Origin of the sequence: Mixta sp. Marseille-Q2659, assembly GCF_940807255.1 — a bacterium.
Taxonomy (GTDB): domain Bacteria; phylum Pseudomonadota; class Gammaproteobacteria; order Enterobacterales; family Enterobacteriaceae; genus Mixta.
In genome coordinates, this window is sequence record NZ_CALNWY010000021.1 from 18,817 (window position 1) to 44,943 (window position 26,127).

A 26,127-nucleotide genomic window follows, 5' to 3' on the forward strand; every position below is an offset into this window, starting at 1 on the left:
GTCATGATGCTGATACGGCATTCGCCGGAAACATCGCATCGCAAAGGATACGAATAATGATGAGTGGAAAAATTATTGCCGCTGTTTTGCAGTGGGTATTAAACGTAGGCCTGCTTATTCTGGGCGTTATTTTAATCGTCTTTCTGGGCAAAGAGACGATTCATCTGGCCAATGTATTACTCAATACCGGTGAGGCGGCTTCCGCTTATTTGCTAGTGGAAGGTATCGTGATTTGGTTTCTTTATTTCGAGTTCATTGCGCTTATCGTGAAATATTTCCAGTCGGGCTACCATTTTCCGCTGCGCTATTTCGTCTATATCGGCATTACCGCCATTATTCGCCTGATTGTTGTCGATCATAAAAATCCGTTTGATACGCTCTGCTATTCCGCCGCCATTTTAATTCTGGTGGTTACGCTATGGCTGGCGAACAGCAACCGGCTGAAGCGCGAATAAAAAAAGGCGGCCAACGGGCCGCCAGAATATACACAGGGAACAACATAGCAGTGGCAATAACAACAAAGGCAACAAAAACAACAATGGCAATAAAAAACGGTTAACCCTTCACGCCGCCCGCGGTCAGGCCGCTAACCAGCCAGCGCTGGGCCAGCAGGAACACCAGCGTAATCGGCAGCGCCGACAGCACCGCGGCGGCGGCAAAATCACCCCACAGATAGTTCTGCGGATTCAGATACTGCTGCATCCCAACCGCCAGCGTGTAACTGTTCACATCACGCAATAGCAGCGACGCAACCGGCACTTCCGTCACGGCGGCGATGAAAGACAAAATAAATACCACGGCGAGAATCGGCACGGAGAGCGGCAACAGAATCAAGCGGAAAGCCTGCCATGGCGTCGCGCCATCCAGCGCTGCTGCTTCCTCCAGCGAACCGTCGATGGTTTCAAAATAGCCTTTAATCGTCCAGACGTGTAACGCGATACCGCCGAGGTAGGCAAAGATCAGCCCGGCATGGGTATTCAGGCCGATAAAAGGAATGTACTGCCCTAAACGGTCGAACAGAGCGTACAGGGCTACCAGCGAAAGTACAGCGGGAAACATCTGAAATATAAGCATTCCTTTCAGCAGCGTCGCCTTACCGCGAAATCGCATACGAGCAAAAGCATAGGCGCAGGTTGTGGAAAGCGCAACAATACCAATTGCAGTAATGGCCGCCACTTTTACCGAGTTCCACAGCCACAGCAGCACCGGAAATGGCGGCGGCGTTACGTTGCCGTTTTCATGCGTAACCGACATGCCGAGCGCCAGCTTCCAGTGATCCCAGGAGATATGCTCCGGCAACAGGCTGCCGATGGCATAGTTGCCGGGACGTAGCGAAATCGCCAGCACCATTAATAGCGGATACATGATCAGCGCGATAAAGCCGAGCAGCAGCAGGTGCGTAAGCGCCAAGCGCAGCTTTTGTGATTTAGGGGTAACCATCGCCATGTTTCGCTCCTTAATCCGTTTTAATGCGGGTGAAACGCAGGTTAAACAGCGCCAGCGCGCCAACCAGCAGGAAGATCAGCGTGGCGATTGCCGCTGCCAGGCCGAAGTCCTGTCCGCCGCCGCCTTCAAAGGCGATGCGCCACGTATAGCTCACCAGCAGATCGGTATAGCCCGCCGGCGTCGTGGTGCCCAGGCGATCCGGGCCGCCGTCGGTCAGCAGCAGAATCAGCACAAAGTTATTAAAGTTAAAGGCGAAGCTGGCAATCATCAGCGGCGTCAGCGGTTTGATCAGCAGCGGCAGCGTAATGCGGAAGAAATTCTGCATCGGCGTGGCGCCGTCCAGCGCTGAGGCTTCGTAGAGATCGTCCGGTATCGCCTTCAGCAGCCCCATACAGAGAATCATCATGTAAGGGTAGCCAAGCCAGGTGTTGACGATAACCAGCATGGTGCGCGCCATCGCCGGATCGCTGAACCAGGCGGGTTTAATGCCGAACAGGCCATCGAGCATCATATTGATCTCGCCAAAGCTCTGGTTAAACAGCCCTTTAAAGATCAGGATAGAGATAAAAGCGGGCACCGCGTAGGGCAGAATCAGCAGCAGGCGATAAACCGCGCGTCCTTTCAATGCTTCCCACTGCATCAGGCAGGCCAGCACCATGCCAACCGCGACGGTCAGGAACACCGTCAGCGCGGCAAAAATCACCGTCCAGATGAAGATAGCGATGAACGGCTGTTGAATGCCTTTATCGGTCAGCACGCGCAGGAAATTATCCCAGCCGACGGCGACCGTATAGCCGGGGCTCAGCTTTTCGCTGGTCCACTGCTGGTTAGCATCTTTGGTTTGCCAGAAGCCGGTATCGTCATTGGGATACCAGATTTTGCCGGTCTGCTTATCGGTCAGCGAGTTATCTTCAGCGAGGCGATAGAGCGGCTGGGTGCCGGAGAACTGACGCAGCGAACTCATGCGCAGCTGCGTGCCGTCGGGCAGCTGGGCGGTCAGCTGGGAAAGCGCCTGGCGGTTTTTGGTTATGTCGCGCAGCATAGCGCGTTCGCCTGTTGGCGGTTGCTGCGTTTCGGAAAGAGTAAGTGTTTGCTCACCTTTGCCAGAGAGTGCAAAGGGCGGAGAGATAAAGTGCTTACCTGCGCTGTCCAGCTGCAGCCGCCACTGATTATCTGCGGTTGACCAGAGCGAGAATGGATAGCTTTCCCCAGCCTGAAACTGGCGATCCAGCAGAACCTGACGCGCCCGCTCAAAAGAGAGCTGGTTGGTGCTGCTGTAGTTAGTAAAAGCGATGGCGATAGTACAGGCGAGTGGAAACAGGACAAACAGCACCATGCCCGCCAGCCCCGGCCAGACGTAGCGCCACGCCTGTGCGCGACGGCGGAAAAAGATCACCAGGCCGCTGCTAAGCAGTATCAATGTAACGATAGCGAACAGGTATTCGCCCTGAGCATACATCAGGACAACCAGGTAACCGGTTATCATCACACACAGGGCAAGAACCAGCCACTTCAGGGCGTCACGCTGCCACCACAATGCGGATTTTGCCATTTCAGGGTCCCTCTGGAACAGATTAAAAGAATACGGGCCAGCCGTAGCATCAGGTAAAATCCGGTCACCTGACGGTATAAACCGCAGGTGACCGGAAGCGAAGCGATAGCAAGTCCTTACTTAGTCAGACGGTTTTCCGCATCTTTCAGCGCAGCTTCTACAGACTGGCGGCCGTTAATCGCATTCAGTACCGCGCTGCGTTCCGCATACCAGAAGGCGGCCATTTGCGGCACGTTCGGCATAATTTCGCCTTTCTGCGAGTTCTCCATAGTGGCGGAGATTTTTTCATCCTTCGCCAGCTTCTCCTGGTAGGATTTCAGCGCCACGGCGCCCAGCGGTTTATCCGCATTCACTTTTGCCAGGCCATCGTCGGTCAGCAGATAGTTTTCGAGGAACTCTTTCGCCAGTTCTTTATTCGGGCTGGCAGCGTTAATACCGGCGCTCAGTACGCCAACAAATGGCTTCGACGGTTTGCCTTTAAAGGTGGGAAGCAGGGTGACGCCATAATTCACTTTGGCGCTGTCGATATTATTCCAGGCCCAGGGACCGTTAATGGTCATGGCGGTTTCGCCTTTATTAAACGCCGCCTCGGCAATGGCGTAATCGGTATCCGCATTCAGGTGTTTATTTTTAATCAGGTCGACCAGAAATTTCAGACCTTCCTGAGAACCCTGATTATTAACGCCCACCTCTTTTACGTTATAGCTGCCGTTCTCTTTCTTAAAGGCGAAGCCGCCGTCCGCTGCGATAAGCGGCCAGGTGAAATAGGGCTCCTGCAGGTTAAACATAATCGCGCTCTTACCTTTGGCGCGCAGCTCTTTATCCAGCGCCGGGATCTCTTCCCAGGTTTTCGGCGGATTCGGCAGCAGGTCTTTGTTATAAATCAGCGACAGCGATTCTACCGCCACCGGATAACCGATCAGCTTGCCGTTAAAGCGCACCGCCTCCCAGGTAAAGGGATAGATTTTTTCCTGCAGCGCTTTGTCCGGCGAAATTTCCGCCAACAGGCCGGACTGGGCATAGCCGCCGAAGCGATCGTGCGCCCAGAAAATAATGTCCGGGCCGTCGCCGGTAGCGGCAACCTGCGGATATTTCTCTTCCAGCTTGTCGGGATGTTCAACGGTAACTTTAATGCCGGTATCCTGCTCAAACTTCTTGCCCACTTCCGCCAGGCCGTTGTAGCCCTTGTCGCCATTAATCCAGATAACCAGCTTGCCTTCTTCGATCTTTGCCAGCGCTGCGCCCGGTAATAGCGCAGCGGTCATGGCGCATAACAACAGCGTTTTGCTATTCAGTTTGAACTTTGACATTTCCCTTACCTCTAAACGTGAGTGGTTGTCGTTAGGCAGAAGTCTGCTGATAAGCGACGGCTGACTCATCCTCCCTGTTTCTACGCCCCACCAGCAAGAAGTGTGATCCCGTTAGCTTTTTTGCCGCTTTCTGCGGGTCGGGACACAAAAAAGAGCCTCTTTTCCTGCCGTTTCGATCACGAAAAAGCCTGTCGGGCCTGCGGATCCCCCCTTTTCGCCATCCACTCATCCTCCTGCCTCCTCCCCCGCAAAAAAGCGCATGGTGGAGGATTTTTCCTCCCCGGCCTTCACGCACACTCCTGCCATTCGAAGGAAGTCGTGGAGACGGGAGAAGCCAATGACGAATGTGGTGCTGAAAGAGGTCACCAAATCCTGGGGCGATGTGGTGGTATCGAAAGATATTAATCTGACCATCACCGAAGGAGAGTTCGTGGTATTTGTCGGGCCGTCAGGCTGCGGCAAGTCAACGCTGCTGCGTATGATTGCGGGACTGGAAGAGATTACGTCCGGCGAGCTGACTATCGGCGGCAAGCGCATGAACGAGGTGCCGCCCGCAGAACGCGGCGTAGGAATGGTCTTTCAGTCTTATGCGCTTTATCCCCACCTGACGGTGGCGGATAACATGTCATTTGGCCTCAAGCTGGCTGGCACCAGCAAAGGTGAAATTCAGCAGCGCGTTTCGCAGGTCGCTGAAGTGCTGCAGCTGGCGCATCTGCTCGATCGCCAGCCGAAAGCGCTTTCCGGCGGCCAGCGTCAGCGCGTAGCCATCGGCCGTACGCTGGTGGCGGAGCCGCAGGTGTTCCTGCTGGATGAGCCGCTGTCCAACCTGGATGCCGCGCTGCGCGTGCAGATGCGTATTGAAATTTCCCGCCTGCATAAGCGCCTGCAGCGCACCATGATTTATGTCACCCACGATCAGGTCGAAGCGATGACGCTGGCGGACAAAATCGTGGTGCTGGAAGGCGGAAATATTGCCCAGGTCGGCAAGCCGCTGGAACTCTACCACTATCCCGCTAACCGCTTTGTCGCCGGCTTTATCGGCTCGCCGAAGATGAACTTCCTGCCGGTGAAAGTCACCGCGACCGCCATCGACCAGGTGCAGGTCGAGCTGCCGAACCGTCAGCAAATCTGGCTGCCGGTGGACAGCACCGGTGTGCAGGTCGGCGCCAATATGTCACTGGGCATTCGCCCGGAACACCTGCTGCCCAGCGAGGTAGCAGACGTCACGCTGCAAGGGACAGTACAGGTGGTCGAACAGCTCGGTCACGAAACGCAAATCCATATCCAAATACCTGCGCTGCGTCAGAACCTGGTTTATCGCCAGAACGACGTGGTGCTGGTTGAAGAAGGTGCCCAATACGCCATCGGATTGCCGCCACAGCGTTGCCATCTGTTCCGCGAAGATGGACGCGCCTGCCGTCGGTTACACAGCGAACCCGGCGTAGAAGCACACATAACAACAGTAAAATCATAACAGGAGAATCGCGATGATAACGCGCTCTAAGTACCCTCTGGCCGTGGCAGTGGCCCTCGCAGTTGTGGCTCCGCACGCCAGCGCGGTGGATTTCAAAGGTTATGCTCGTTCCGGTATCGGCTGGACCGGCAGCGGCGGCGAGCAGCAGTGCTTCCAGGCAACCGGTGCCAACTCTAAATACCGTCTCGGCAACGAATGTGAGACCTATGCGGAAGTCGAGCTGGGGCAGGAAGTCTGGAAAGAGGGCGAAAAAAGCTTCTACGTCGATACCATGATCGGCTACAGCGTTTCTCAACAGAATGACTATGAAGAAGATTCTCCGGCCGTGCGCCAGATGAACGTGGTGGGTAAAAATCTGTTTGATGCGCTGCCGGGCGCCAATATCTGGGCCGGTAAGCGCTACTACAAGCGTCACGACGTGCATATGATCGACTTTTACTACTGGGATATTTCCGGTCCTGGCGGCGGTATTGAAGATATCGATCTCGGCTTCGGCAAGCTGTCACTGGCGGCTACCCGCAGCAGCGAGTCTGGCGGCTCTTCAGCCTTCGTTACCGGCAATACGCGCGGTACGCCCAAGGATCGCGCTAACGATATTTTCGATGTGCGTTTAGGCGGCATGGAAGTCAACCCAGGCGGCTCGCTGGAGCTGGGCTTTGACTACGGCAGCGCTAACGATACCGACGGCTACAGCCCCAATAACGAAGACGCCTCTGATGATGGCTGGATGGCGACGCTGGAACATACCCAGACCTTCTACGGCACCAGCCTGAACAAATTCGTTGTGCAGTACGCTACCGATGCGATGACACAGAACCGCAACGGTCGTCCGGGCACCGCAGAGAACAATAACGGTTCTATGATCCGCGTGATCGACCACGGCGCCATTGACTTTAACGATACCTGGAGCCTGATGTACGTAGGTATGTACCAGGATGTGGATCGCGATAACAACAACGGCACCACCTGGTACACCGTGGGCGTGCGCCCGATGTACAAATGGACGCCGATCATGAGTACGTTGCTGGAAGCGGGCTATGACAACGTGAAGTCACAGCGTACCGGCGAACGCAACAGCCAGTATAAAGTCACCCTGGCCCAGCAGTGGCAGGCAGGCAACAGCATTTGGTCACGTCCGGCCATTCGCGTGTTCGCCACCTACGCCAAGTGGGATGAGAAATGGGGCTACGCCTCTTCTAACGAAAACGATCAGAACTACACCGGCAACCTGCCGGGCACCACTGCTGGCGTCGCCTACAGCGATAACGCTGCGCATACCTTCAGCCGTGGCGATAACGATGAAGTTTCCTTCGGTATTCAGATGGAAGCCTGGTGGTAAGAAACAATCTGAAAGGGTGTAATTAGCCCGGCGTCCTACCTTAGCCCGCCTCCCTATTGCCTGAGAGAGGCGGGTTTCTCTTGAGGATAAAAAAATGAAAAAACATCTACTCGCGCTTTGCCTGTTTCCGGCCCTGAGTTTTACCGTGCTGCCTGCCTTCGCCGCCAGCACCAGCCTCAATCCGCAAAATGTCGCGACCGCGCCATCTATTGCGCCGGAAAAACTCCAACGCCTCTCCTGGCTGCCGATGACGCCGCCGGCGAGTCAGGACATTGTATTGAACGCCGCCTCGGTGAGCCTGAATGAAGGCGACATCAGCGGCCCGGTAGCCGCGATCGCGCTGCCCGCCGATCAGGGCTCGCTGGAAGTAACGCTGGCCAGCATTATGAAAGATCAGCGCGTCTATGCGCCGAACGTGCTGGTGCTGGATAGCCAGCTTCAGCCAGCGGCCTTTTTCCCCAGCAGCTATTTCACCTATCAGAAGCCGGGCATCGTCGCCACTAACCGGCTGGAAGGCACCATGAAGTTGACGCCGGTGCTGGGACAGAAACAGATTTACCTGCTGATCTACACCACCACGCGCGACCTGGCGCAAACCTCTACCATGATCAATCCGGCCAAACTCTATGCGGAAGGGGCGAGCAACGCCATTCCTGACGTGCCGGATCCGGTGGTGCAGCATGTGAATACCGGTACGCTGGCGCTGAAAGTGAAAAGTGAGCAGAACAGCGGCAACATCATGATCGGCAAGATCTTTGGTTCCGGCGATGCGAAACCGGTGGTAGTCGGCAGCACCGCCGCCACGGCAGCGAGCCAGCCGACGGTGAACGCACCGGCACCTGTTGCTGCGCCAGCGCCAGCCGCGAAATCTGAGCCGATGCTGAATGATACCGAAAAATATTTTAACGATGGCATTCGCAAAGCAGCAAAAGCGGGCGACATCGATAAAGCGCTTAAGCTGATGAACGAGGCGGAACGCCTTGGCTCTACATCGGCGCGCGCAACCTTTATCAGCAGTGTGAAAGGCAAGGGATAACATCCCCATATTGCTGATCTTGCTGGACGATTGGTGCGCCTTCGGCGCACCCTTTTTCGCCCGCTGACCGGGCGGTTTTTCTGCGGCGTTGCGTGTTCTGCGCGAGGCTCTGCGCTACACTATGGCACCTGTTTTTTACCGGAGATGCCGTATGTCCGATAACGCGCTTTCTCAGCTGCGCGCCCTTGAATGGCTTCCCTCGTCATCACCTTTATTGTCCGCGCCTTTGCTGGATTGGCTGCTGGAAGAAGATTCCATGACGAAGCGCTTTGAGCGCCACTGTCGTAAAGTGACCGTTGAGCCGCAGTTTGAAGGTTTCGTTACCGCAGATGACATTCCTCAGGAGCTGACCTTCCTGCCGTTGGAGCCGCGCTATTGGCTGCGTGAGATCATTCTATCCGGTGATGGCGTTCCCTGGCTGGCTGGGCGCACGGTGGTGCCGGAATCGACGCTGAACGGGCCGGAAACGATGCTCAGCCAATTGGGTACGCGTCCGCTGGGCCGGTATCTCTTTTCATCCTCAACGCTGTCACGTGACTTTATCGATCCCGGCTGCGCCGCCGCGCTGTGGGGACGTCGCTCGCGCCTGCGTTTGTCAGGCAAGCCGCTGCTGTTAACCGAACTGTTTTTGCCTGCGTCGCCGCTTTATCAAAGTTTGTCTGGAGAATGCCGTGAGTAATAGTGAACAAGGAGTGACGCTGAATAAGCTGCAGGCCTGGAGCCGCCTGATGCGTATCGATAAGCCGATCGGCTCGCTGCTGCTGCTGTGGCCGACACTTTGGGCGCTGTGGCTGGCGAACAGCGCCGTACCGCCGTTGCAGGTACTGGTTGTCTTTGTGTTGGGCGTCTTTTTTATGCGCGCGGCGGGCTGCGTGGTGAATGATTTTGCCGATCGCAAAATCGACGGGCACGTAAAACGCACGCAACAGCGGCCGCTGGCCAGCGGCGCGGTAAGCGAGAAAGAGGCTAAGGTGCTGTTTGCGGCGCTGGTGCTGGTCTCCTTTGCGCTGGTGCTGACCATGAATGCGCTGACGATTTGGCTGTCGTTCGCCGGGCTGGCGCTCGCCTGGATCTATCCTTTTATGAAGCGCTACACCCATTTACCGCAGGTGGTACTGGGCGCGGCTTTCGGTTGGGCGATTCCTATGGGCTGGGCGGCGGTCAGCGGCAGCGTGCCGCTTAACTGCTGGCTGCTGTTTTTTGCCAATATCTGTTGGACGGTGGCCTATGACACGCAGTATGCGATGGTCGACAGGGACGATGATCTCAAGATTGGCGTGAAATCAACCGCCATTCTGTTTGGTCGTTTCGATAAGCTTATTATCGGACTGCTGCAGCTTTCGACGCTGCTGCTGCTAAGTATCGTTGGGTTGCGCATGGGGCTGGATGGCGCCTTTTACTGGTCGCTGCTGTTGGCCGCCGCGCTGTTTGTGCATCAGCAGCGCTTGATCGCCGAGCGCCAGCGTGAAGCCTGTTTTCAGGCCTTTTTGAATAATAACTATGTCGGGCTGGTAATTTTTATTGGCATCGCACTGAATATGCCGCCGTTCAGCCAGTGGTAGTTTTGAGCGGCCAGCAAGCAGAGATACCAGTTAAGCAGTGAATGAAGCTTCAGGCAGGTCAATTAATCTAAAAAAAAGCGGGCGCCATTGGCGCCCGCTTTTTTACCTGTCGGCTCACGCTTAGCTGGGCGCGACCGCATTTTCTATGGTCTGGCGTACATCGCTGGTAATCAGCTCGTTCAGCAAACGCGAGGTGCTTTGCGTCTGCTCCAGCGCGGCATCGCCGGTATCGCTGATATAGCCTTCATCACGTAGCGTCAGCACCAGCGTGGAGAACACCGCCTTGTCAAAAAATTCCGGCGCATTGATGCCGTGCAGAACCGACAGACGCTGAGCCAGCGTGCGGCTCTCTTTCTCCAGCGAACCGCGGTTAATTGTCGGGTTTGCGCTGAGGATAGAGAAAGTGATCGCATAACGCTGTAGCGTTTCACGCATGCCCGCCGCCAGCAGCTGTAGCGTGCGGAAACGTGTGGCGTTCAGACGAATTATGTCGTTTTCGATAATAATCAACTGCTGACGCGCCAGCTCGGCAACCAGCTGTTGCAGCAGCTGCGGCAGCGCTTCCTTATCCCAGCGCAGAAACAGCTCGCTCTTCAACAGCGGATAGATGACCTTAACCTGACGCAGCAGCTCGGCGGCTGAAATCTCGCTGTGTTGCTGCACGATGGCGGCAATCAGCGACGGCATCACCAGCATATGATGCACGTTGTTGCGATAGTAGGTCATCAGCACCGCCTGCTCGCGCGGCAGAATAACAATATCACCGATATTGTCTTTCTCGGTTTCGAACTTGTTCATGTTCAGCGCGTGTTCCAGCAGCGCTTCCGGCGTCATATCCGGCACGGTCGCGTCTGATGAGTAAGGCACGTTGCGCAACAGTTCGAGATAACACTCCAGCTGTTCAATAAGCTGTTCGCGGGTTAGCGAGCGCTGACGCGAAGCGAGCAGGGCGGTTACGCACAGGTTCATGGCATTGGCGGCGCCCGCATTATTGATACGCACCATAATCTGCTGGGCAATATCATTCACCGCCGGCGTCAGCCAGTGCGGACGCTGCGCGACAATCGGATCGATTGAGTCGCGCCATTCCGGCACCTGCTTATTGAGGTAGTTCACCAGCGGCAACGGTTCGCCGAAGTTAACGTAGCCCTGGCCCAGGTTGCGTAGCTTACTCAGGCCGCGCAGCATCTGCATAAAGCCTTCTTTCTCTTTAGCCGCGCCGCGCAGCTCTTTAGCGTACGTACCCACTTCCATAACGTGTTCGTAGCCGATATAAACCGGCACAACGGTAATCGGACGGTTGCCGCCGCGCAGCATCGCCTGAATAGTCATCGCCAGGGTGCCGGTTTTCGGATCGAGCAGACGGCCGGTACGCGAGCGTCCGCCTTCCACAAAATACTCCACCGAATAGCCGCGGCTGAACAGCTCACCCAGATATTCGCGGAACACCGTGGAATAGAGCTTATTACCCTTAAAGGTGCGGCGAATAAAGAATGCGCCAAGACGACGGAAGATCGGACCGGCAGGCCAGAAGTTAAGGTTGATACCTGCGGCGATATGCGGTGGCACCAGGCCCTGATGATAAAGCACGTAGGAGAGCAGCAGATAATCCATATGGCTGCGATGGCAAGGCACGTAAACCAGGCCGTGCCCGTCGAGCGCCAGCTGACGCACGCGCTCACCGCCGCTGACGTTAATGCCCTGGTAGATTTTGCTCCAGGTCCAGCCGATAACGCGATCGGTCAGGCGGATCATCTCGTACGAGAAGTCGGCGGCAATCTCTTCCATCAGCTCGATGGCGTTCTGCTGCGCTTTCTCCTGCGAGATTTTCTTTGTGCGCGCCTCATCTTCTACCGCTTTAGCAATAGCTTTCGACTGAAGTAGCTTATTGAACAAATCGTGACGTACCGGCAGACGCGGGCCGACGGCGGCCAGTCGCTGACGGGCGAAATGAATACGCGCCACGCGCGCCAGCTTTTGCGCGATGGTTTTATCGGTGCCATGTTCCGTTGCCATGCGGCGCAGAGAAACCATGGGCGAGAAGCGCACAAAGCTGTCACGTCCCAGCCACAGCACGGCAAAGAATTTCTGTACGCCGTTCAGCTCGCGCAGATGAGGCGTTTGTTCGCCCTGCACCTCGCGCCCCGGCGCACGGCCAAACATCACCGATACCGGCACCATTTGCACATCCAGATCGGGATTGTTGCGGTGCAGATCGAGATAATCGTGAAACAGCTTTACCGATTCCTGATTCGGCACGAAATAGGGGAAAACGCGTGGCCCGTCATGAATAAAAACGTAACGCGGCAGCAGCGTGCCGTCTATCTCCAGGGGTTCAAGCGGATCGGGCAGATCGTGCAGACGGCACTGGGTGCGCAGCGCAAGGAGATCGGCCTTTGAATCGTAAGGCAGCACATACATAATGGGACGCGATGTATCGAGCCCCAGTTCTGCGACCGGATCGCCCGGAATCGCCTTACTTTTAACTAAAAATGTAAGTGGTAAATTCAGTAACTTATAATAAAGTTTACGCCAACCTGACATAGACAACATGAAGCCTCTTGTTAGCAAAGCGCCGCAAGCATACCAGAAAGCGCATTGAAGATCTGTGGTGTTGCAATTAGTGCTGCACCCCTGACATTGACGTTAAACATTGCAAAGGGTTCCCTGGACATGGCAAATAACGTAACGGGCCTGACTCGCATTATTAAAGCGGCCGGATATTCCTGGAAAGGCCTGCGGGCGGCCTGGCAGCATGAAGCGGCCTTTCGCCAGGAGGCGGTGATGGCGCTGGTGGCCATCATTATCGCCTGCTGGCTCGATGTCGATGCAATGACGCGCGTTTTGCTGATCGGCTCCGTCTTTCTGATTATTATTGTTGAAATCCTTAACAGCGCTATCGAAGCGGTGGTCGATCGCATCGGCAGCGAGTTCCATCCGCTGGCTGGGCGGGCGAAAGATATGGGCTCGGCAGCGGTTCTGCTCAGCATCATACTGGCCGTTTTCGTCTGGGCAAGCCTGCTCTGGCCATATTTGCGATAACGCTTCCGCAACTGACAATGTGTTGTTTTTTACACAGCATTTGGTTTCCATTCCGCTGATACCTGTATATACTCACAGCGACTGTATAAACAACCAGGGGGCGGGATGAAAACCTTAACGGCTCGGCAGCAGCAGGTTTATGACCTGATTCGCGATCATATCAATCAAACGGGCATGCCGCCGACGCGTGCGGAAATCGCCGCCCGGTTAGGATTTCGCTCCCCTAACGCCGCAGAAGAACATCTGAAAGCGCTGGCGCGTAAAGGCGTTATTGAGATGGTATCCGGCGCTTCGCGCGGGATTCGTCTGATGGCGGAAGAAGAAAACGGCCTGCCGCTGATTGGCCGCGTCGCCGCAGGAGAGCCGCTGCTGGCGCAAGAGCATATTGAAAGCCGCTTCCAGGTCGATCCTAATCTGTTCAAGCCCCACGCTGACTTCCTGCTGCGCGTTAGCGGTATGTCGATGAAAGATATCGGCATTGTTGATGGCGATCTGCTGGCAGTGCATAAAACGCAGGATGTGCGTAACGGCCAGGTGGTGGTCGCACGTATTGATGACGAAGTGACCGTTAAACGTCTGAAGCGTCAGGGCAATACGGTGCAGCTTCTGCCTGAAAACAATGATTTCCAGCCGATTGTCGTCGATTTGCAGCAGCAAACGCTGACTATTGAAGGCCTTGCCGTTGGCGTTATTCGTAACGGCGACTGGCTTTAAATTTACCGCGCTGCGGATGGTATTCATCACGGCGAGCGGCGTTAACCCGCACTTGCCGTTAATGTTATTCGCAGCGGTAAAAAGTGTTAAGACCGGCTTGCCGGTAACATTCTCTGTTCTGTCGACAAGTTTGCCTTCTGTGCGTCGGCCCGAGCCTCGTCGCACTATATGCTGTTATTCCCCCCTTTTGGCGATAAGCTTTACGGCTTATTGTCCGCTTCATGTTGTACACAACTATGCGCTTCTTCTCTAAGACCGATAAGCACCTCTGGCGGCTGGCGCTGCCAATGATCCTGTCAAACATTACCGTACCGCTGCTGGGCCTGGTAGATACCGCCGTGATTAGCCATCTTGATAGTCCCGTCTATCTGGGCGGCGTCGCCGTCGGTACGACGGCTACCAGCTTTCTTTTTATGCTGCTGCTTTTTCTGCGCATGAGTACCACCGGCCTGACGGCGCAGGCCTTTGGTGCTGGCGATAAAGCGGCGCTGGCGCGGGCGCTGGTGCAGCCGTTATTGATTGCTGTCGTGGCGGGGTTGGCCTTTATTGTGCTGCGAGGGCCGCTAAGCGCGCTGGCGGCGCAGATTGTTGGCGGCAGTCCAGCGGTACTGGAGCAGGCACAGCGCTTTATTCATGTTCGCTGGCTGAGCGCGCCCGCAACCCTGGCAAATCTGGTATTACTCGGCTGGCTGCTGGGTGTTCAGTATGCCCGTGCGCCGGTTATTCTGCTGATCGTCGGCAACCTGGTGAATATCCTGCTCGATTTGTGGTTCGTGATTGGTCTGGGCTGGGGCGTTATCGGCGCGGCGGCGGCCACGGCGATAGCCGAATATATTACGCTGCTGGTGGGGCTGATGATGGTATGGCATGTGCTGCGCCTGCGTCAGATAACCCTGGCCCATTTAAAACAAGGGGTAACCGGCAATGTGCGCCGCCTGCTGCGTCTGAATCGCGACATTATGCTGCGTTCACTGCTGCTTCAGCTCTGCTTTGCCTCAGTAACGATTTTTGGCGCCCGCATGGGCAGTGAAATCGTTGCGGTTAACGCCGTATTGTTGATGTTTTTGACCTTTACCGCCTATGCGCTGGATGGTTTCGCCTATGCGGTCGAGGCGATCTCAGGTGAAGCCTTTGGCGCGCGCGATGCCTCAAAGCTGCATCAGGTCTGGCTTGCTGCCTGTCGGCAGGCTGGGTTGGTCGCACTGCTGTTTGCGCAGGTTTACGCCTTTTTCGGTCAGGAAATTGTGGCGTTATTAACCTCGCTACCGGAGTTGCAGTCGCTGGCGAATCATTATCTGCCGTGGCAAATCCTCTTACCGCTGGCGGGTGTCTGGTGTTATTTGCTGGACGGCATGTTTATCGGCGCCACGCGCGGGCGCGAAATGCGTAACAGCATGGCGCTGGCGGCGCTGGGATTCGCGCTGACTTTATTAACCGTGCCGCTGCTGGGAAATCATGGTCTGTGGCTGGCCGTTACGCTGTTCCTGCTGCTGCGTGGCGTAACCCTTGGCTGGATATGGCGAAATTATCAGCGTCGTGGCGTCTGGTTTACGCTTTGATACAGTTGTTACGGCTACGCTTATTTGCTGAAACCACAGGGTTTTCAGCACAACTGCCGCTTTTTTGCCGCTGTTTTTAGTTCATCTGCCTGGCTTTTTAAGCAGAGCCGCCTCTTCCTGCTACACTTAAAACTGTAACAAACAGGGAGTCAGCGCTTTTCTGATGAGGATTGCTGCTGAAGGCCATCAAGCTGTTAGCACCTAAGGTAGAGGATACAACTATGAACAAAGACGAAGCCGGCGGTAACTGGAAACAGTTTAAAGGTAAAGTGAAAGAAAAATGGGGCAAGCTGACCGATGATGATATGACCGTCATCGAAGGTAAACGCGATCAGCTGGTCGGTAAAATTCAGGAACGCTACGGCTATGCCAAAGACGAAGCGGAAAAAGAAGTCAGCGACTGGGAAACCACAAACCGCGATCATCGCTGGTAAGCTGCGTTTTTCAGGAAAAGGCTCCTGCCCAGGCACACGGAAAGTGCCGTTCCTTTCCTTTTTTACAATCTCCCGTTCCGCGAACCCTCGTTTACTTTTAGAGGATTTGTATCTGCATTAAGCCACACGTCACGCTTCTACTAAATTTCCATCGCTTTTGCCGCCTGCAATAAGGCTCCCTTATTTTTTCCTGTTAATCCCCTTACGTTCAAACGCACGTCCCGTTATTTTTTGCTGGCGCTATTTCTTCCTGCAGCGGCCTGGCTTAACGTCCGCGTTTTTTGTTGGTCACGCTGTGATCGTGGCTACAGCTTTCTGGTTGCTGGCAGCTCTCCACATCCTTACAGCCGGCACATAAGCCGTGAGCTTCAATCACCATGTTGCGTAAGGAAAAACCGCTCTGCTGGGAAAGCAGCTGCAGCATCGTTTCAACGCCCTGCGCATGCTGCTCATTGACCGCGCCGCAGCGGTCGCAGATCAACATGGCTGATGTATGTTCCGGCTCTTCGAAATGATGACAAACGACATAGCTGTTGTTCGATTCAACGCGGTGAATAAAACCCTGTTCAAGCAGGAAATCCAGCGCACGATAAACGGTAGGCGGTTTGGCCTGCGGCTCAGAAACGCGCAGCAAATCCAGCAGATCGTAAGCGCTGATTGCACCGTTTTGCTCAGTCATCAGACGCAGCACCTCCAGACGCTGCGGCGTCAGGCGCACGTTGCGTTGCAGACAGATTTTCTCAGCCTGCGACAGAATCTGTTGAGAAGGCGATACGCTCATAATTTTTCTCCGGGCGAGTGAAATGTTATTTTATCACGTCGCTTAAAAAACGCCGACTCCTTCCTTAACCTTGTCTAAAAGCGCATAAAACTGCCTGAAGTCACTAAAAAACCGTAAATACCGTACCGCGTATCATCGCGGTAACGCGTTGATACGGCTTGAAGAAATAACAATCTTATTTAGATCCGGCTGGAACTGCTGTTTTCCTGTTTGCATGCGAAAAAATATCCAGCTAATGTTCAATCAGGCTTAAGAACAGCAGAAAAGTTAAACTGCCAAAATAAGATAACAGCTAAGCCACCGATTGCTTATAAAAGCAGCAATCCACTGATAAGTCGGGGAAAAAGGCCTGAGTTCCGGGCAATAAAATGGGCGATTGCTGGTCATCATTTACTCAGCGATCTCCTTCTTACATTCAGCTTATTTTGGTGGCGTCTGAAAATGGCAATGAAAAACATTCAAGGTTTGAAACTTTCCCCGGTAGCGGTATTAACGTCGTTAATCTTTACCTCATTTTCTTCCTTTGCAGGCGGCAGCTATTTTGATGCGCGTAACGATGCCATGGGCGGCACCGGCGTGGCTTCATCTAACTATACGACCGCGCCTTTATCTAACCCGGCTTTACTGACGAAAGGGCGCGCAGAAGATCGCGTTAGCGTTATCCTGCCGTCAGTCGGCGTGCAGATAACCGATAAAGACAAAATGGTCGATAAGATTGACGATGTCACCGATACCGTTAATTACTACCAGAATGTGTTTAGAGATTTCGACCTTATCGATCTAATCACTAACTCTTCAGACATCCGTTTCGCTTCTGGCGATCTGGCCAATCAGCTGCGTGATTTACGCGGCAATAAGGCGGACGGCGCCGCTGGCGCGGCGATTGTAGTCGCCGTGCCGAATGAAACCCTGCCCTTTGCTTTTGTCGCGAAAGCCTACGGTACGGCGCATTTACAGACCGACGTAGTGCAAAGCGATATTGACTATCTTGATTCCGTGGCGGCGGGCACACTACCTGGCGACCCGTATCTGCTGCGTTCCAGCGCGACCGGCGTGGCGGCGATTGTGGCGGACTATGGTATTGCTGTTGCCCACGAATTTATGATCGGCGAACAGCCGGTTTCTGTGGGTATTACGCCTAAGTTGCAACAAACGCGTCTCTATAATTATCGCGCCTCGGTTTACAATTTTGATAAAGATAAAGTCACCAACAGCGAATACCGCACCAACGATACCGGTTTCAACATTGATGCGGGCCTTTCTACTGACGTAGGTGAAAACTGGACCTTCGGCCTGAGCGCGCAAAACCTGATTTCGCGCGATATCGATACCAAAGAGGTAAATGGCTATCGCGATACTTACCAGATTCGCCCGCTGGTGACTGCAGGCGCCGCCTGGCATACAGAAAAGCTGACGGCATCGCTGGATGTAGATGCGACCCGTACTAAACGCTTTAAATCACAGGATGACAGTCAGTATGCTGGCGTGGGTGTGGAATACCGCGTGCTGGACTGGCTGCAGCTGCGCGGCGGCTATCACGCCGATATGAAATCAAACGATACCAACGTGGTCAGCGCCGGCTTTGGCATTTCACCATTTAATAACCGCGTTCACCTCGATCTGGCAGGTTCAGTAGGCGAAGACAATACCTGGGGCGCAATGGCGCAGCTGGGCTTCTCTTTCTAAGCGTACAGGGCTGCGTCGTTTCTGGCGCAGCCCTACAGCCCGCGCAGCAAGCTGTGTTATCATTGCGCATAATTTCCACGAACGCGCCGAGTTTCCCGTTTTATGTCCCAGGTTTTTTCTTCCCAACGCTTTTCCATCGCGCCGATGCTTGACTGGACCGATCGCCATTGCCGCTATTTTCATCGCCAGCTTACGCGCAATACGCTGCTCTATACCGAAATGGTGACCACCGGCGCCATCATTCATGGTAAAGGCGATTATCTGGCCTATAGCGAGGCGGAGCATCCGGTTGCGCTCCAGCTGGGCGGCAGCGATCCAGCCGCGCTGGCGCAGTGCGCGCAGCTGGCGCAGGCGCGCGGCTACGATGAGATCAATCTCAACGTTGGTTGTCCTTCCGATCGCGTACAGAACGGCCGTTTCGGCGCTTGTCTGATGGGCGAGGCGGCGCTGGTGGCGGATTGCGTGAAGGCGATGCGCGATGTGGTGTCAATTCCGGTAACGGTTAAAACCCGTATCGGCATTGACGATCAGGATAGTTATGAGTTTCTGTGTGATTTTATCGGTACGGTGGCTCAGCAGGGTGGCTGCGATACCTTTATTATTCATGCGCGCAAGGCCTGGCTTTCTGGCCTGAGTCCGAAAGAAAACCGTGAGATCCCACCGCTTGATTATCCGCGTGTCTATCAGCTGAAGCGCGATTTTCCGCAGCTTACGCTGGCGATCAATGGCGGCGTGAAAACACTGGAAGAAGCGAAAGAACATTTACAACATCTGGACGGCGTGATGATGGGCCGCGAAGCCTATCAAAATCCAGGGCTGCTGGCGCAGGTGGATCGTGAACTGTTCGGCAGCAGCACGCCGGATGCCGATCCGGTTGCCGTAGTACGCGCGATGTATCCTTATATTGAGCGCGAGCTGGCGCAGGGAACCTATTTGGGGCACGTTACGCGCCATATGCTGGGCCTGTTCCAGGGCATTCCCGGCGCGCGACAGTGGCGACGCTATTTAAGTGAGAATGCGCATAAGCCAGGCGCGGGCATCGAAGTCGTGGAAAAAGCGCTGTCGCTGGTGGCTGATAAAATGACAGCAACCGCCTGATTTGTTTTGGAATTGTTAAAGCCCGTGCGTTAACCGCATGGGTTTTTCTTTTTTTGGCGCTACGTAAAATGAGTTATAACGATTATTGGTATCGTGTTATCAATGAGTTAACTAATAAAGAAGCCGGATGCGCGCTGGATCACAGAGTGGCGTTTTGCTTAGCTATTTTTCGCAATTAAACATATTTTTTACTTATGAATTCTGCGAGACTGTTTTCGTTGAGTCGAAAACAATCCCTCGCCGCTGTCCCCTACAACAGTGCGAACGATAAAAAAGAAAAAAGGGCTTCCTTCGGGAAGCCCAATTTATATCTGTCGTCAGCTAACTTTGTTACGGAATCAACAGGCTGGAGCCTTGCGTCGAGCGGCTTTCCAGCGTGGTATGCGCCCGCTGCGCCTCGCTTAACGGAAAACGCTGGTTCTCCGGCACCTCAACCTTAATCGCGCCGCTGGCAAGCATCGAAAACAGGTCGTTACTGGCGCGCTGTAGCTCATCGCGCGAGGTGATGTAGCCGTTCAGCGAAGGGCGCGTCAGATAAAGCGATCCTTTCTGATTCAGGATTGCCAGATCGATGCCGGTCACCGGGCCGGAAGAATTGCCGAAGCTGACCATCAGGCCGCGCCGCTGCAGGCAGTTAAGCGAAGCTTCCCAGGTTGCTTTACCTACTGAGTCATAAACCACCCGTACTTTTTTACCGTCGGTCAGTTCGCTGACGCGTTGGGCAATATCCTCTTCACGATAGTTAATCGTCGCCCAGGCGCCGCGATCTTTCGCCAGCTGTGCTTTTTCCGCTGAGCCGACCGTTCCGATCAGATGCGCACCCAGCGCTTTCGCCCACTGGCAGGCAATCAACCCGACGCCACCAGCGGCTGCGTGGAATAAAAAGGTTTCGCCGGGCTGCACTTTATAGGTCTGGCGCAGCAGATAATGTACGGTTAGTCCTTTCAGAAACGAGGCCGCCGCCTGTTCAAAGGAGAGCGCGTCCGGCAGCAGCGCAATTTTGTCCTGATGAACGTTATGAATTTCGCTATAGGCGCCCAGCGGCGACTGCGCGTACACCACGCGATCGCCCGGCTTGATGGCTGTCACCTGGCTGCCTACTTTCACCACCACGCCAGCGGCTTCGGTGCCGATGCCCGACGGCAGTTCAGGCACCGGATAAAGCCCGCTGCGTACATAGGTATCGATATAATTAATCCCGATCGCTTTGTTCTCTACCTGCACCTCATTTTCTGCAGGATCGGCCGGTTCGAAGTCGATCAGCTGAAGTTCTTCCGGCCCGCCGTACCGGGCAATTTGAATACGTTTTGCCATTACCACTCCTGTCGCTTTCCAGTGATGACATGACGCCAGGCAGACGAAAAACGGGTATACTTGCGCGTCACTCACAGATTCGGTATTGCATTCACTATGGCAGGAAATAAACCCACCAACAAATCCAACGAGGTTCGCGATCGCCAGGTAGAAGGGCTGAAATTGCCGCCCCATTCGCTGGAAGCGGAGCAGTCGGTGCTGGGCGGGTTGATGCTGGACAACGAGCGCTGGGATAACGTCTCAGAGCGCGTCGTGGCCGAAGACTTCTACAGTCGCCCTCATCGTCTGATATTCAGTGAAATGCAGCGTCTGCTGGAAGGTGGCCAGCCCATCGACTTAATTACGCTTTCCGATTCGCTGGAGCAGCGCGGCGAGCTGGATATGGTTGGCGGCTTTGCTTACCTGGCTGAGCTGTCGAAAAATACGCCCAGCGCCGCCAACATCAACGCCTACGCCGACATTGTGCGCGAGCGCGCGGTGGTGCGCGAGATGATCGCGGTCGCTAACCAGATCGCCGATGCCGGTTACGATCCACAGGGCCGCAGCAGCGAAGATCTGCTCGATTTTGCCGAGTCGAACGTCTTTAAAATCGCTGAACAGCGCGCCAATAAAGATGAAGGCCCAAAAAACATTGAGCAGATCCTGGAAGCGACGGTTTCACGTATCGAGTCGCTGTATCAGAAGCCGCATGATGGCGTAACCGGCGTCGATACCGGTTATCAGGATCTCAATAAAAAAACCGCCGGTCTGCAGGGTTCCGACCTGATTATCGTGGCGGCGCGTCCGTCGATGGGTAAAACCACCTTCGCCATGAACCTGTGCGAAAACGCCGCGATGCTGCATGAAAAACCGGTATTGATCTTCAGTCTGGAGATGCCCAGCGAGCAGATTATGATGCGTATGCTCGCTTCGCTGTCGCGCGTCGACCAGACCCGTATTCGTACCGGCCAGCTGGATGATGAGGACTGGGCGCGAATTTCCGGCACCATGGGCGTGCTGCTGGAGAAAAAGAACATCTATATCGATGATTCTTCCGGCCTGACACCCACCGAAGTCCGCTCGCGCGCGCGCCGTATTTTCCGCGAAAATAACGGCCTGAGCATGATTATGATCGATTACCTTCAGCTGATGCGCGTGCCGTCGCTTTCTGACAACCGTACGCTGGAGATCGCCGAGATTTCCCGCTCGCTGAAAGCGTTGGCGAAAGAGCTGAATGTGCCGGTGGTAGCGCTGTCGCAGCTGAACCGCTCGCTGGAGCAGCGTGCCGATAAACGCCCGGTCAACTCCGATCTGCGTGAATCCGGCTCGATCGAGCAGGACGCCGATTTGATCATGTTTATCTATCGTGACGAGGTTTATCACGAAAACAGCGACCTGAAAGGGATCGCCGAGATCATTATCGGTAAACAGCGTAACGGTCCAATTGGTACGGTGCGCCTGACCTTTAACGGCCAGTGGTCGCGTTTTGACAACTACGCCGGACCGCAGTACGACGACGAATAACATGCACGTTTTGTGCATCGCTCCCGCGTCATCAGAAAATTGTGTTGGACATTTGCCGCCCGGCTGCGCTTATCTGTAACGATCGTAGCGCTAAAAGCGGCAAATGCAGATGACACAGATTGACGATTACGACCTGAAAATTCTTACCCTGTTGCAGGCCAATGGACGTTTAACCAATCAGGAATTAAGCGATCTGGTCGGCCTGTCTGCTTCGCAATGTTCCCGTCGTCGCATCAACCTTGAGCAGGCAAATCTGATTCTGGGCTATCACGCCCGCGTATCGCCCGATGCCGTTGGGCTCGGGATGATCGGTCTGATTGAAGTACGCCTGATTAATCACACTTCTGATTATGTGGAGAGCTTCCATCAGATGGTGGCGGAGCAGGACGCGATCGTCGATGCCTATAAAACTACCGGTGATGCTGACTATTTGCTTAAGGTTGCCGTGGCGAGCCTGGCGGAGCTGAGCGCCTTAATCAGCGAGCTGGTGGCCGGACACCGCAGCGTGGCGCACGTGAAAACCTCCGTGGTGTTAAACCGCCTGAAAGAAAATGGCCTGACGATAGCCGTACCCGCGCCGCGACATCAAAAAAATGCCTGACGCAGGTAAAAGTGCATCGATACTGCTTACAACGGACGTTATGCTGTCTGACCAATAACAAAATCACTATGGAGATTCATCGTGTTTCAGAAAGTTGATGCCTACGCTGGCGATCCAATCCTTACTTTAATGGAAACTTTCAGGCTGGATCCGCGTCCGCACAAGGTTAACCTGAGCATTGGCCTCTATTACAACGAGCAGGGCATTATTCCGCAGCTGCAGGCGGTCGCCGCAGCGGAGACGCGTCTGAATGCACAGCCGCAGCAGGCTTCGCTCTATTTACCGATGGACGGACTGGCCAGCTATCGTCAGGCGATTGCGCCGTTGCTGTTTGGCGCCCAACACGCGGCGCTGCAGGCAAACCGTATCGCTACCATTCAGACCGTTGGCGGCTCCGGCGCGCTGAAAGTTGGCGCAGATTTTCTGAAACGTTATTTCCCGCAGTCGCAGGTATGGGTAAGCGATCCGACCTGGGAAAACCACGTGGCAATCTTTGCCGGTGCCGGTTTTGAGGTGCATACCTACCCCTGGTACGACGCGCAAACCAACGGCGTAAAATTCGATGCGTTCCTCGCTAAACTGGCCTCACTGCCTGCGCAAAGCGTGGTGCTGCTGCATCCCTGCTGCCATAACCCGACCGGCGCCGATTTAACTAACGAGCAGTGGGATCGCGTGGTCGAGGTGCTGAAAGCGCAGCAGCTGATCCCGTTCCTGGATATCGCTTACCAGGGCTTTGGCGCTGGCATGGAGGAGGATGCGTATGCGATCCGTGCCATCGCCGCCGCCGGTATTTCAGCGCTGGTCAGCAACTCGTTCTCAAAAATTTTCTCATTGTACGGCGAGCGCGTCGGCGGCTTGTCGGTGGTTTGCAGCGATGCGGAAGAAGCGGCGCGCGTCCAGGGACAGCTCAAGGCGACGGTACGTCGCAACTATTCATCGCCGCCAAACTTCGGCGCACAGGTTGTCGCCTGCGTACTGAATGACGAGGCGCTGAAAGCGAGCTGGCTGGCGGAAGTCGAAGCGATGCGCCTGCGTATTCTGGAGATGCGCCAGTCGCTGGTCGCGGCGCTGAGTACCGCGCTGCCGGGCAGAAATTTTGACTATCTGTTGCAGCAGCGCGGTATGTTCAGCTACACCGGCCTGAACGCGCAGCAGGTCGATCGCCTGCGCGACGAGTTCGGCATCTACTTGATCCACAGCGGACGCATCTGCGTGGCTGGTCTGAACAGCAAAAATGTTCACCAGGTCGCGGAAGCCTTCGCGGCGGTGATGTAAAACTGCCAGCTTCTTGCTGCGGTGACAGAAAGCAATGACAGTGGCAGCACTAAGGGATTACCGAATAAAAAAGGCGGCGCAGGCCGCCTTACTTTTGCCGCCAGTTCTTCGCTTCAGATTCAGATGCCGCCTGTTTTCCTGCTGGTAAAAGCGGGTCAACTGTTGAAACGGCGCCGGTCTCTTTTCTGCGGTTCCCCTCTTTTTCTGCACTGCGGGTTTACCTTTGCGCCACATGCTGCACACTTAACAGAGTCATTCAGTTAAGGAGCAAGTGTTATGTGGCAACAACAAACCCTGTCGCTGGGCGCTAAAGCGCGCGGCTTTCACCTGGTTACCGATGAAATTCTCGAACAGCTGCCGGTACTACGTGACATCAATACAGGGTTACTGCACCTGCTGCTACAGCATACTTCCGCTTCGCTCACGCTAAATGAAAATTGCGATCCCACCGTGCGTAGCGATATGGAGCAGCATTTTCTGCGTCAGGTGCCGGAAAGCGCGCCTTATGAACACGATTACGAAGGCGCGGACGATATGCCTGCGCACATCAAATCATCATTGCTTGGCGTTTCGCTGCTGCTGCCGGTTAGCCGTGGACGTCTGGTATTAGGCACGTGGCAGGGGATTTGGCTGGGAGAACACCGCGTTCGCGGCGGTTCACGTCGCATTGTCGCCACGCTGCAAGGGGAGTAACCATGAATACCTCAGATCTGTTGTCTTACTGCATGAGTAAAGAAGGCGCTGAACAGCGCGTCCACAGCGACTGGAAGGCGACCCAAATCCAGGCGGACGGCGTCCTGTTCGCCATGGTGCATGAGTCGGAAGGGCGACCGGCGCTCTCGCTGAAAACCTCACCGGCGCTGGCTGATTTATTGCGTCAGCAGCATGCGGATGTGTTTCCCAGCGCCCATCTGAATAAATCGCACTGGAGTACGCTTTACCTGGACGGCAATTTAAAGGATTCGCAGATTTACTATCTGGTGGATGCGTCGTTACAGCAGGCGCTGGCGACCAAAGCGGCGGGGAGTCATTAAATTGTCGCTGCGGGGACAGGCCGCAGCGACAGCGTGATTACGCGGCGGTTTCCTGACGCAGCGTATCAATATCGATGACGAAACGGTATTTCACGTCGCTTTTCAGCATACGCTCATAGGCCTCGTTAATCTGATTCATAGCGATCAGCTCAATATCGGAGGTGATATTGTGCTGGCCGCAGAAATCGAGCATCTCCTGGGTTTCATTGATGCCGCCAATCAGCGAACCGGCAACGCTGCGACGTTTGAAAATCAGATCGAACACGTGCGGTGCAGGATGATCGTTTTCCGGCGCGCCCACCAGCGTCATATTGCCGTCGCGCTTCAGAAGGTTAATGAACGGGTTGAGATCGTGCTGAGCCGCCACGGTATTCAGAATAAAGTCGAAGCTGTTGGCGTGCTGCGCCATCTGATCGGCGTCTTTAGAAATTACCACTTCATCGGCGCCCAGACGCTTACCGTCCTCGATTTTAGAGGGCGAGGTGGTGAACAGCACCACATGCGCGCCCATCGCGTGCGCCAGTTTCACGCCCATATGACCCAGGCCGCCTAAGCCGACGATGCCGACTTTTTTACCAGGCCCGGTGTTCCAGTGACGCAGCGGTGAGTAAGTGGTAATGCCCGCGCACAGCAGCGGCGCAACGCCTGCCGGATCGAGGTTTTCCGGCACGCGCAGTACGAAATCTTCGTTGACTACGATGCTGGTGGAATAGCCGCCGTAGGTCACTTCCTGGGTTTCGCGGTCCTGACCGTTATAGGTCGGCACCATCCCGTTCTCGCAATACTGTTCCAGACCTTCCTGACAGCTTGGGCAGGTGCGGCAGGAGTCAACCATACAGCCCACGCCAACCAGATCGCCGATGCGATATTTTTGTGTATGTGCGCCGACTGCGGTGACGCGTCCGACGATTTCATGGCCCGGCACCACCGGGAAAATGGTGTTCTGCCATTCATTGCGGGCCTGGTGCAGGTCAGAGTGACAAACGCCGCAGAATAGCACTTCAATTTGTACATCATGCGCGCGCAGTTCACGCGGCTTATAGTCAAAAGGCGCGAGTTTAGATTTCGCATCCTGGGCAGCATAAGCGTGCGTAATATTCATGGTGTCTCCTGTTATTGAGGCCGTTGTGAAGCGTAAGGAAAAACAATCAGATAAACTGACGCTCGCCATCAGAGGGCGAGCCAGTGAGCGAACCAGCATAAACAGCGCGGGGAAGGGTAACCAGACCTGAAAGTGTCTAAATCTTGCCTGATCCTGCACGATTGCCATGGAAAGAGGCAAGACCGGAGGTATGCGCCTCGATAAGAGCGGAATGAGTGAAGTAAGGCGGGAAAGCAGCCCGTGGCGATCATAAAAAAAGCCCCCG

Annotated in this window: 24 protein-coding genes; 17 read left to right on the plus strand and 7 right to left on the minus strand. The window is 55.0% G+C overall.

What is annotated here, in order from left to right; all coding sequences use genetic code 11:
• Positions 1–56: 56 nt before the first annotated feature.
• Positions 57–455 carry a phosphate-starvation-inducible protein PsiE gene (gene psiE, locus P3C52_RS14590; RefSeq protein ID WP_275555700.1) on the plus strand — a complete coding sequence of 133 codons (399 nt, stop codon included), beginning with the start codon at positions 57–59 and terminating at the stop codon, positions 453–455.
• Between the two features lie 100 nt (positions 456–555).
• Here the strand turns inward: psiE and malG are convergent, their stop codons facing one another.
• The 3 genes from malG to malE all read right to left on the minus strand — a co-directional run bounded on the left by malG (position 556) and on the right by malE (position 4,308).
• Positions 556–1,446 (minus strand): maltose ABC transporter permease MalG, encoded by an 891-nt coding sequence (gene malG, locus P3C52_RS14595; protein ID WP_275555701.1) that lies wholly within the window; start codon positions 1,444–1,446, stop codon positions 556–558.
• Between the two features lie 10 nt (positions 1,447–1,456).
• Positions 1,457–2,998 (minus strand): maltose ABC transporter permease MalF, encoded by a 1,542-nt coding sequence (gene malF, locus P3C52_RS14600; protein ID WP_275555703.1) that lies wholly within the window; start codon positions 2,996–2,998, stop codon positions 1,457–1,459.
• 116 nt (positions 2,999–3,114) lie between these two features.
• A complete protein-coding gene (gene malE, locus P3C52_RS14605; RefSeq protein ID WP_275555704.1) occupies positions 3,115–4,308 on the minus strand; it encodes a maltose/maltodextrin ABC transporter substrate-binding protein MalE in 1,194 nt (397 codons plus the stop codon).
• A 337-nt stretch (positions 4,309–4,645) separates the two neighbouring features.
• Between malE and malK the strand changes: the two genes are divergently transcribed.
• From malK to ubiA, 5 genes are all read left to right on the plus strand, one after another.
• Entirely contained in the window at positions 4,646–5,782 is a 1,137-nt protein-coding gene (gene malK, locus P3C52_RS14610) for a maltose/maltodextrin ABC transporter ATP-binding protein MalK (RefSeq protein WP_275555705.1), read from the plus strand.
• Between the two features lie 13 nt (positions 5,783–5,795).
• Positions 5,796–7,121, plus strand: coding sequence for a maltoporin (locus tag P3C52_RS14615; RefSeq protein ID WP_275555706.1), 1,326 nt, complete (start codon positions 5,796–5,798; stop codon positions 7,119–7,121).
• Positions 7,122–7,215: 94 nt separating this feature from the next.
• Complete coding sequence (gene malM / locus P3C52_RS14620) at positions 7,216–8,157, plus strand: maltose operon protein MalM (protein WP_275555707.1); 942 nt, start codon at positions 7,216–7,218, stop codon at positions 8,155–8,157.
• 151 nt (positions 8,158–8,308) lie between these two features.
• Entirely contained in the window at positions 8,309–8,836 is a 528-nt protein-coding gene (gene ubiC / locus P3C52_RS14625; protein ID WP_275555708.1) for a chorismate lyase, read from the plus strand.
• 19 nt (positions 8,837–8,855) lie between these two features.
• Positions 8,856–9,719: a 4-hydroxybenzoate octaprenyltransferase gene (gene ubiA, locus P3C52_RS14630; RefSeq protein ID WP_275555740.1), complete on the plus strand. Its 864-nt coding sequence runs from the start codon at positions 8,856–8,858 to the stop codon at positions 9,717–9,719.
• Positions 9,720–9,839: 120 nt separating this feature from the next.
• Here the strand turns inward: ubiA and plsB are convergent, their stop codons facing one another.
• Positions 9,840–12,263 carry a glycerol-3-phosphate 1-O-acyltransferase PlsB gene (gene plsB / locus P3C52_RS14635; protein ID WP_275555741.1) on the minus strand — a complete coding sequence of 808 codons (2,424 nt, stop codon included), beginning with the start codon at positions 12,261–12,263 and terminating at the stop codon, positions 9,840–9,842.
• Between the two features lie 129 nt (positions 12,264–12,392).
• Here plsB and P3C52_RS14640 point away from each other — a divergent pair, with 129 nt between their 5' ends.
• The 4 genes from P3C52_RS14640 (at position 12,393) to P3C52_RS14655 (ending at position 15,468) form a co-directional block, all read left to right on the plus strand.
• The gene (locus tag P3C52_RS14640) at positions 12,393–12,761 is read left to right on the plus strand and encodes a diacylglycerol kinase (protein ID WP_275555709.1); all 369 of its coding nucleotides are present in this window, start codon (positions 12,393–12,395) and stop codon (positions 12,759–12,761) included.
• Positions 12,762–12,866: 105 nt separating this feature from the next.
• Positions 12,867–13,475: a transcriptional repressor LexA gene (gene lexA / locus P3C52_RS14645; RefSeq protein WP_275555710.1), complete on the plus strand. Its 609-nt coding sequence runs from the start codon at positions 12,867–12,869 to the stop codon at positions 13,473–13,475.
• Positions 13,476–13,711: 236 nt separating this feature from the next.
• Positions 13,712–15,034 (plus strand): MATE family efflux transporter DinF, encoded by a 1,323-nt coding sequence (gene dinF / locus P3C52_RS14650; protein ID WP_275555742.1) that lies wholly within the window; start codon positions 13,712–13,714, stop codon positions 15,032–15,034.
• A gap of 221 nt (positions 15,035–15,255) precedes the next feature.
• Positions 15,256–15,468, plus strand: coding sequence for a CsbD family protein (locus P3C52_RS14655; RefSeq protein WP_275555711.1), 213 nt, complete (start codon positions 15,256–15,258; stop codon positions 15,466–15,468).
• 265 nt (positions 15,469–15,733) lie between these two features.
• On the opposite strand, the gene zur is transcribed toward P3C52_RS14655, so the two are convergent.
• Positions 15,734–16,249 carry a zinc uptake transcriptional repressor Zur gene (gene zur, locus P3C52_RS14660; RefSeq protein WP_275555712.1) on the minus strand — a complete coding sequence of 172 codons (516 nt, stop codon included), beginning with the start codon at positions 16,247–16,249 and terminating at the stop codon, positions 15,734–15,736.
• A gap of 447 nt (positions 16,250–16,696) precedes the next feature.
• Here zur and P3C52_RS14665 point away from each other — a divergent pair, with 447 nt between their 5' ends.
• Together P3C52_RS14665 and dusA are read left to right on the plus strand one after the other, a co-directional pair.
• Positions 16,697–17,935, plus strand: a complete 1,239-nt coding sequence (locus P3C52_RS14665; RefSeq protein ID WP_275555713.1) for a conjugal transfer protein TraF — start codon at positions 16,697–16,699, stop codon at positions 17,933–17,935.
• A gap of 102 nt (positions 17,936–18,037) precedes the next feature.
• Entirely contained in the window at positions 18,038–19,033 is a 996-nt protein-coding gene (gene dusA / locus P3C52_RS14670) for a tRNA dihydrouridine(20/20a) synthase DusA (protein ID WP_275555714.1), read from the plus strand.
• 330 nt (positions 19,034–19,363) lie between these two features.
• Here dusA and P3C52_RS14675 read toward each other — a convergent pair whose 3' ends face one another.
• Positions 19,364–20,347: a quinone oxidoreductase gene (locus tag P3C52_RS14675; protein ID WP_275555715.1), complete on the minus strand. Its 984-nt coding sequence runs from the start codon at positions 20,345–20,347 to the stop codon at positions 19,364–19,366.
• A gap of 96 nt (positions 20,348–20,443) precedes the next feature.
• On the opposite strand from P3C52_RS14675, the gene dnaB reads away from it, so the two are divergent.
• The 5 genes from dnaB (at position 20,444) to P3C52_RS14700 (ending at position 24,760) form a co-directional block, all read left to right on the plus strand.
• Positions 20,444–21,850 (plus strand): replicative DNA helicase, encoded by a 1,407-nt coding sequence (gene dnaB / locus P3C52_RS14680; RefSeq protein ID WP_275555716.1) that lies wholly within the window; start codon positions 20,444–20,446, stop codon positions 21,848–21,850.
• Positions 21,851–21,959: 109 nt separating this feature from the next.
• Positions 21,960–22,451, plus strand: coding sequence for an Lrp/AsnC family transcriptional regulator (locus P3C52_RS14685; protein WP_275555717.1), 492 nt, complete (start codon positions 21,960–21,962; stop codon positions 22,449–22,451).
• An 81-nt stretch (positions 22,452–22,532) separates the two neighbouring features.
• Positions 22,533–23,726 carry an amino acid aminotransferase gene (locus tag P3C52_RS14690; protein ID WP_275555718.1) on the plus strand — a complete coding sequence of 398 codons (1,194 nt, stop codon included), beginning with the start codon at positions 22,533–22,535 and terminating at the stop codon, positions 23,724–23,726.
• Positions 23,727–24,002: 276 nt separating this feature from the next.
• The gene (locus P3C52_RS14695) at positions 24,003–24,419 is read left to right on the plus strand and encodes a secondary thiamine-phosphate synthase enzyme YjbQ (protein ID WP_275555719.1); all 417 of its coding nucleotides are present in this window, start codon (positions 24,003–24,005) and stop codon (positions 24,417–24,419) included.
• Positions 24,420–24,421: 2 nt separating this feature from the next.
• On the plus strand, positions 24,422–24,760 hold the full coding sequence (locus P3C52_RS14700) for an MmcQ/YjbR family DNA-binding protein (protein ID WP_275555720.1): 339 nt from the start codon (positions 24,422–24,424) through the stop codon (positions 24,758–24,760).
• A 37-nt stretch (positions 24,761–24,797) separates the two neighbouring features.
• On the opposite strand, the gene P3C52_RS14705 is transcribed toward P3C52_RS14700, so the two are convergent.
• On the minus strand, positions 24,798–25,862 hold the full coding sequence (locus P3C52_RS14705; RefSeq protein WP_275555721.1) for an NAD(P)-dependent alcohol dehydrogenase: 1,065 nt from the start codon (positions 25,860–25,862) through the stop codon (positions 24,798–24,800).
• Positions 25,863–26,127 lie beyond the last annotated feature (265 nt).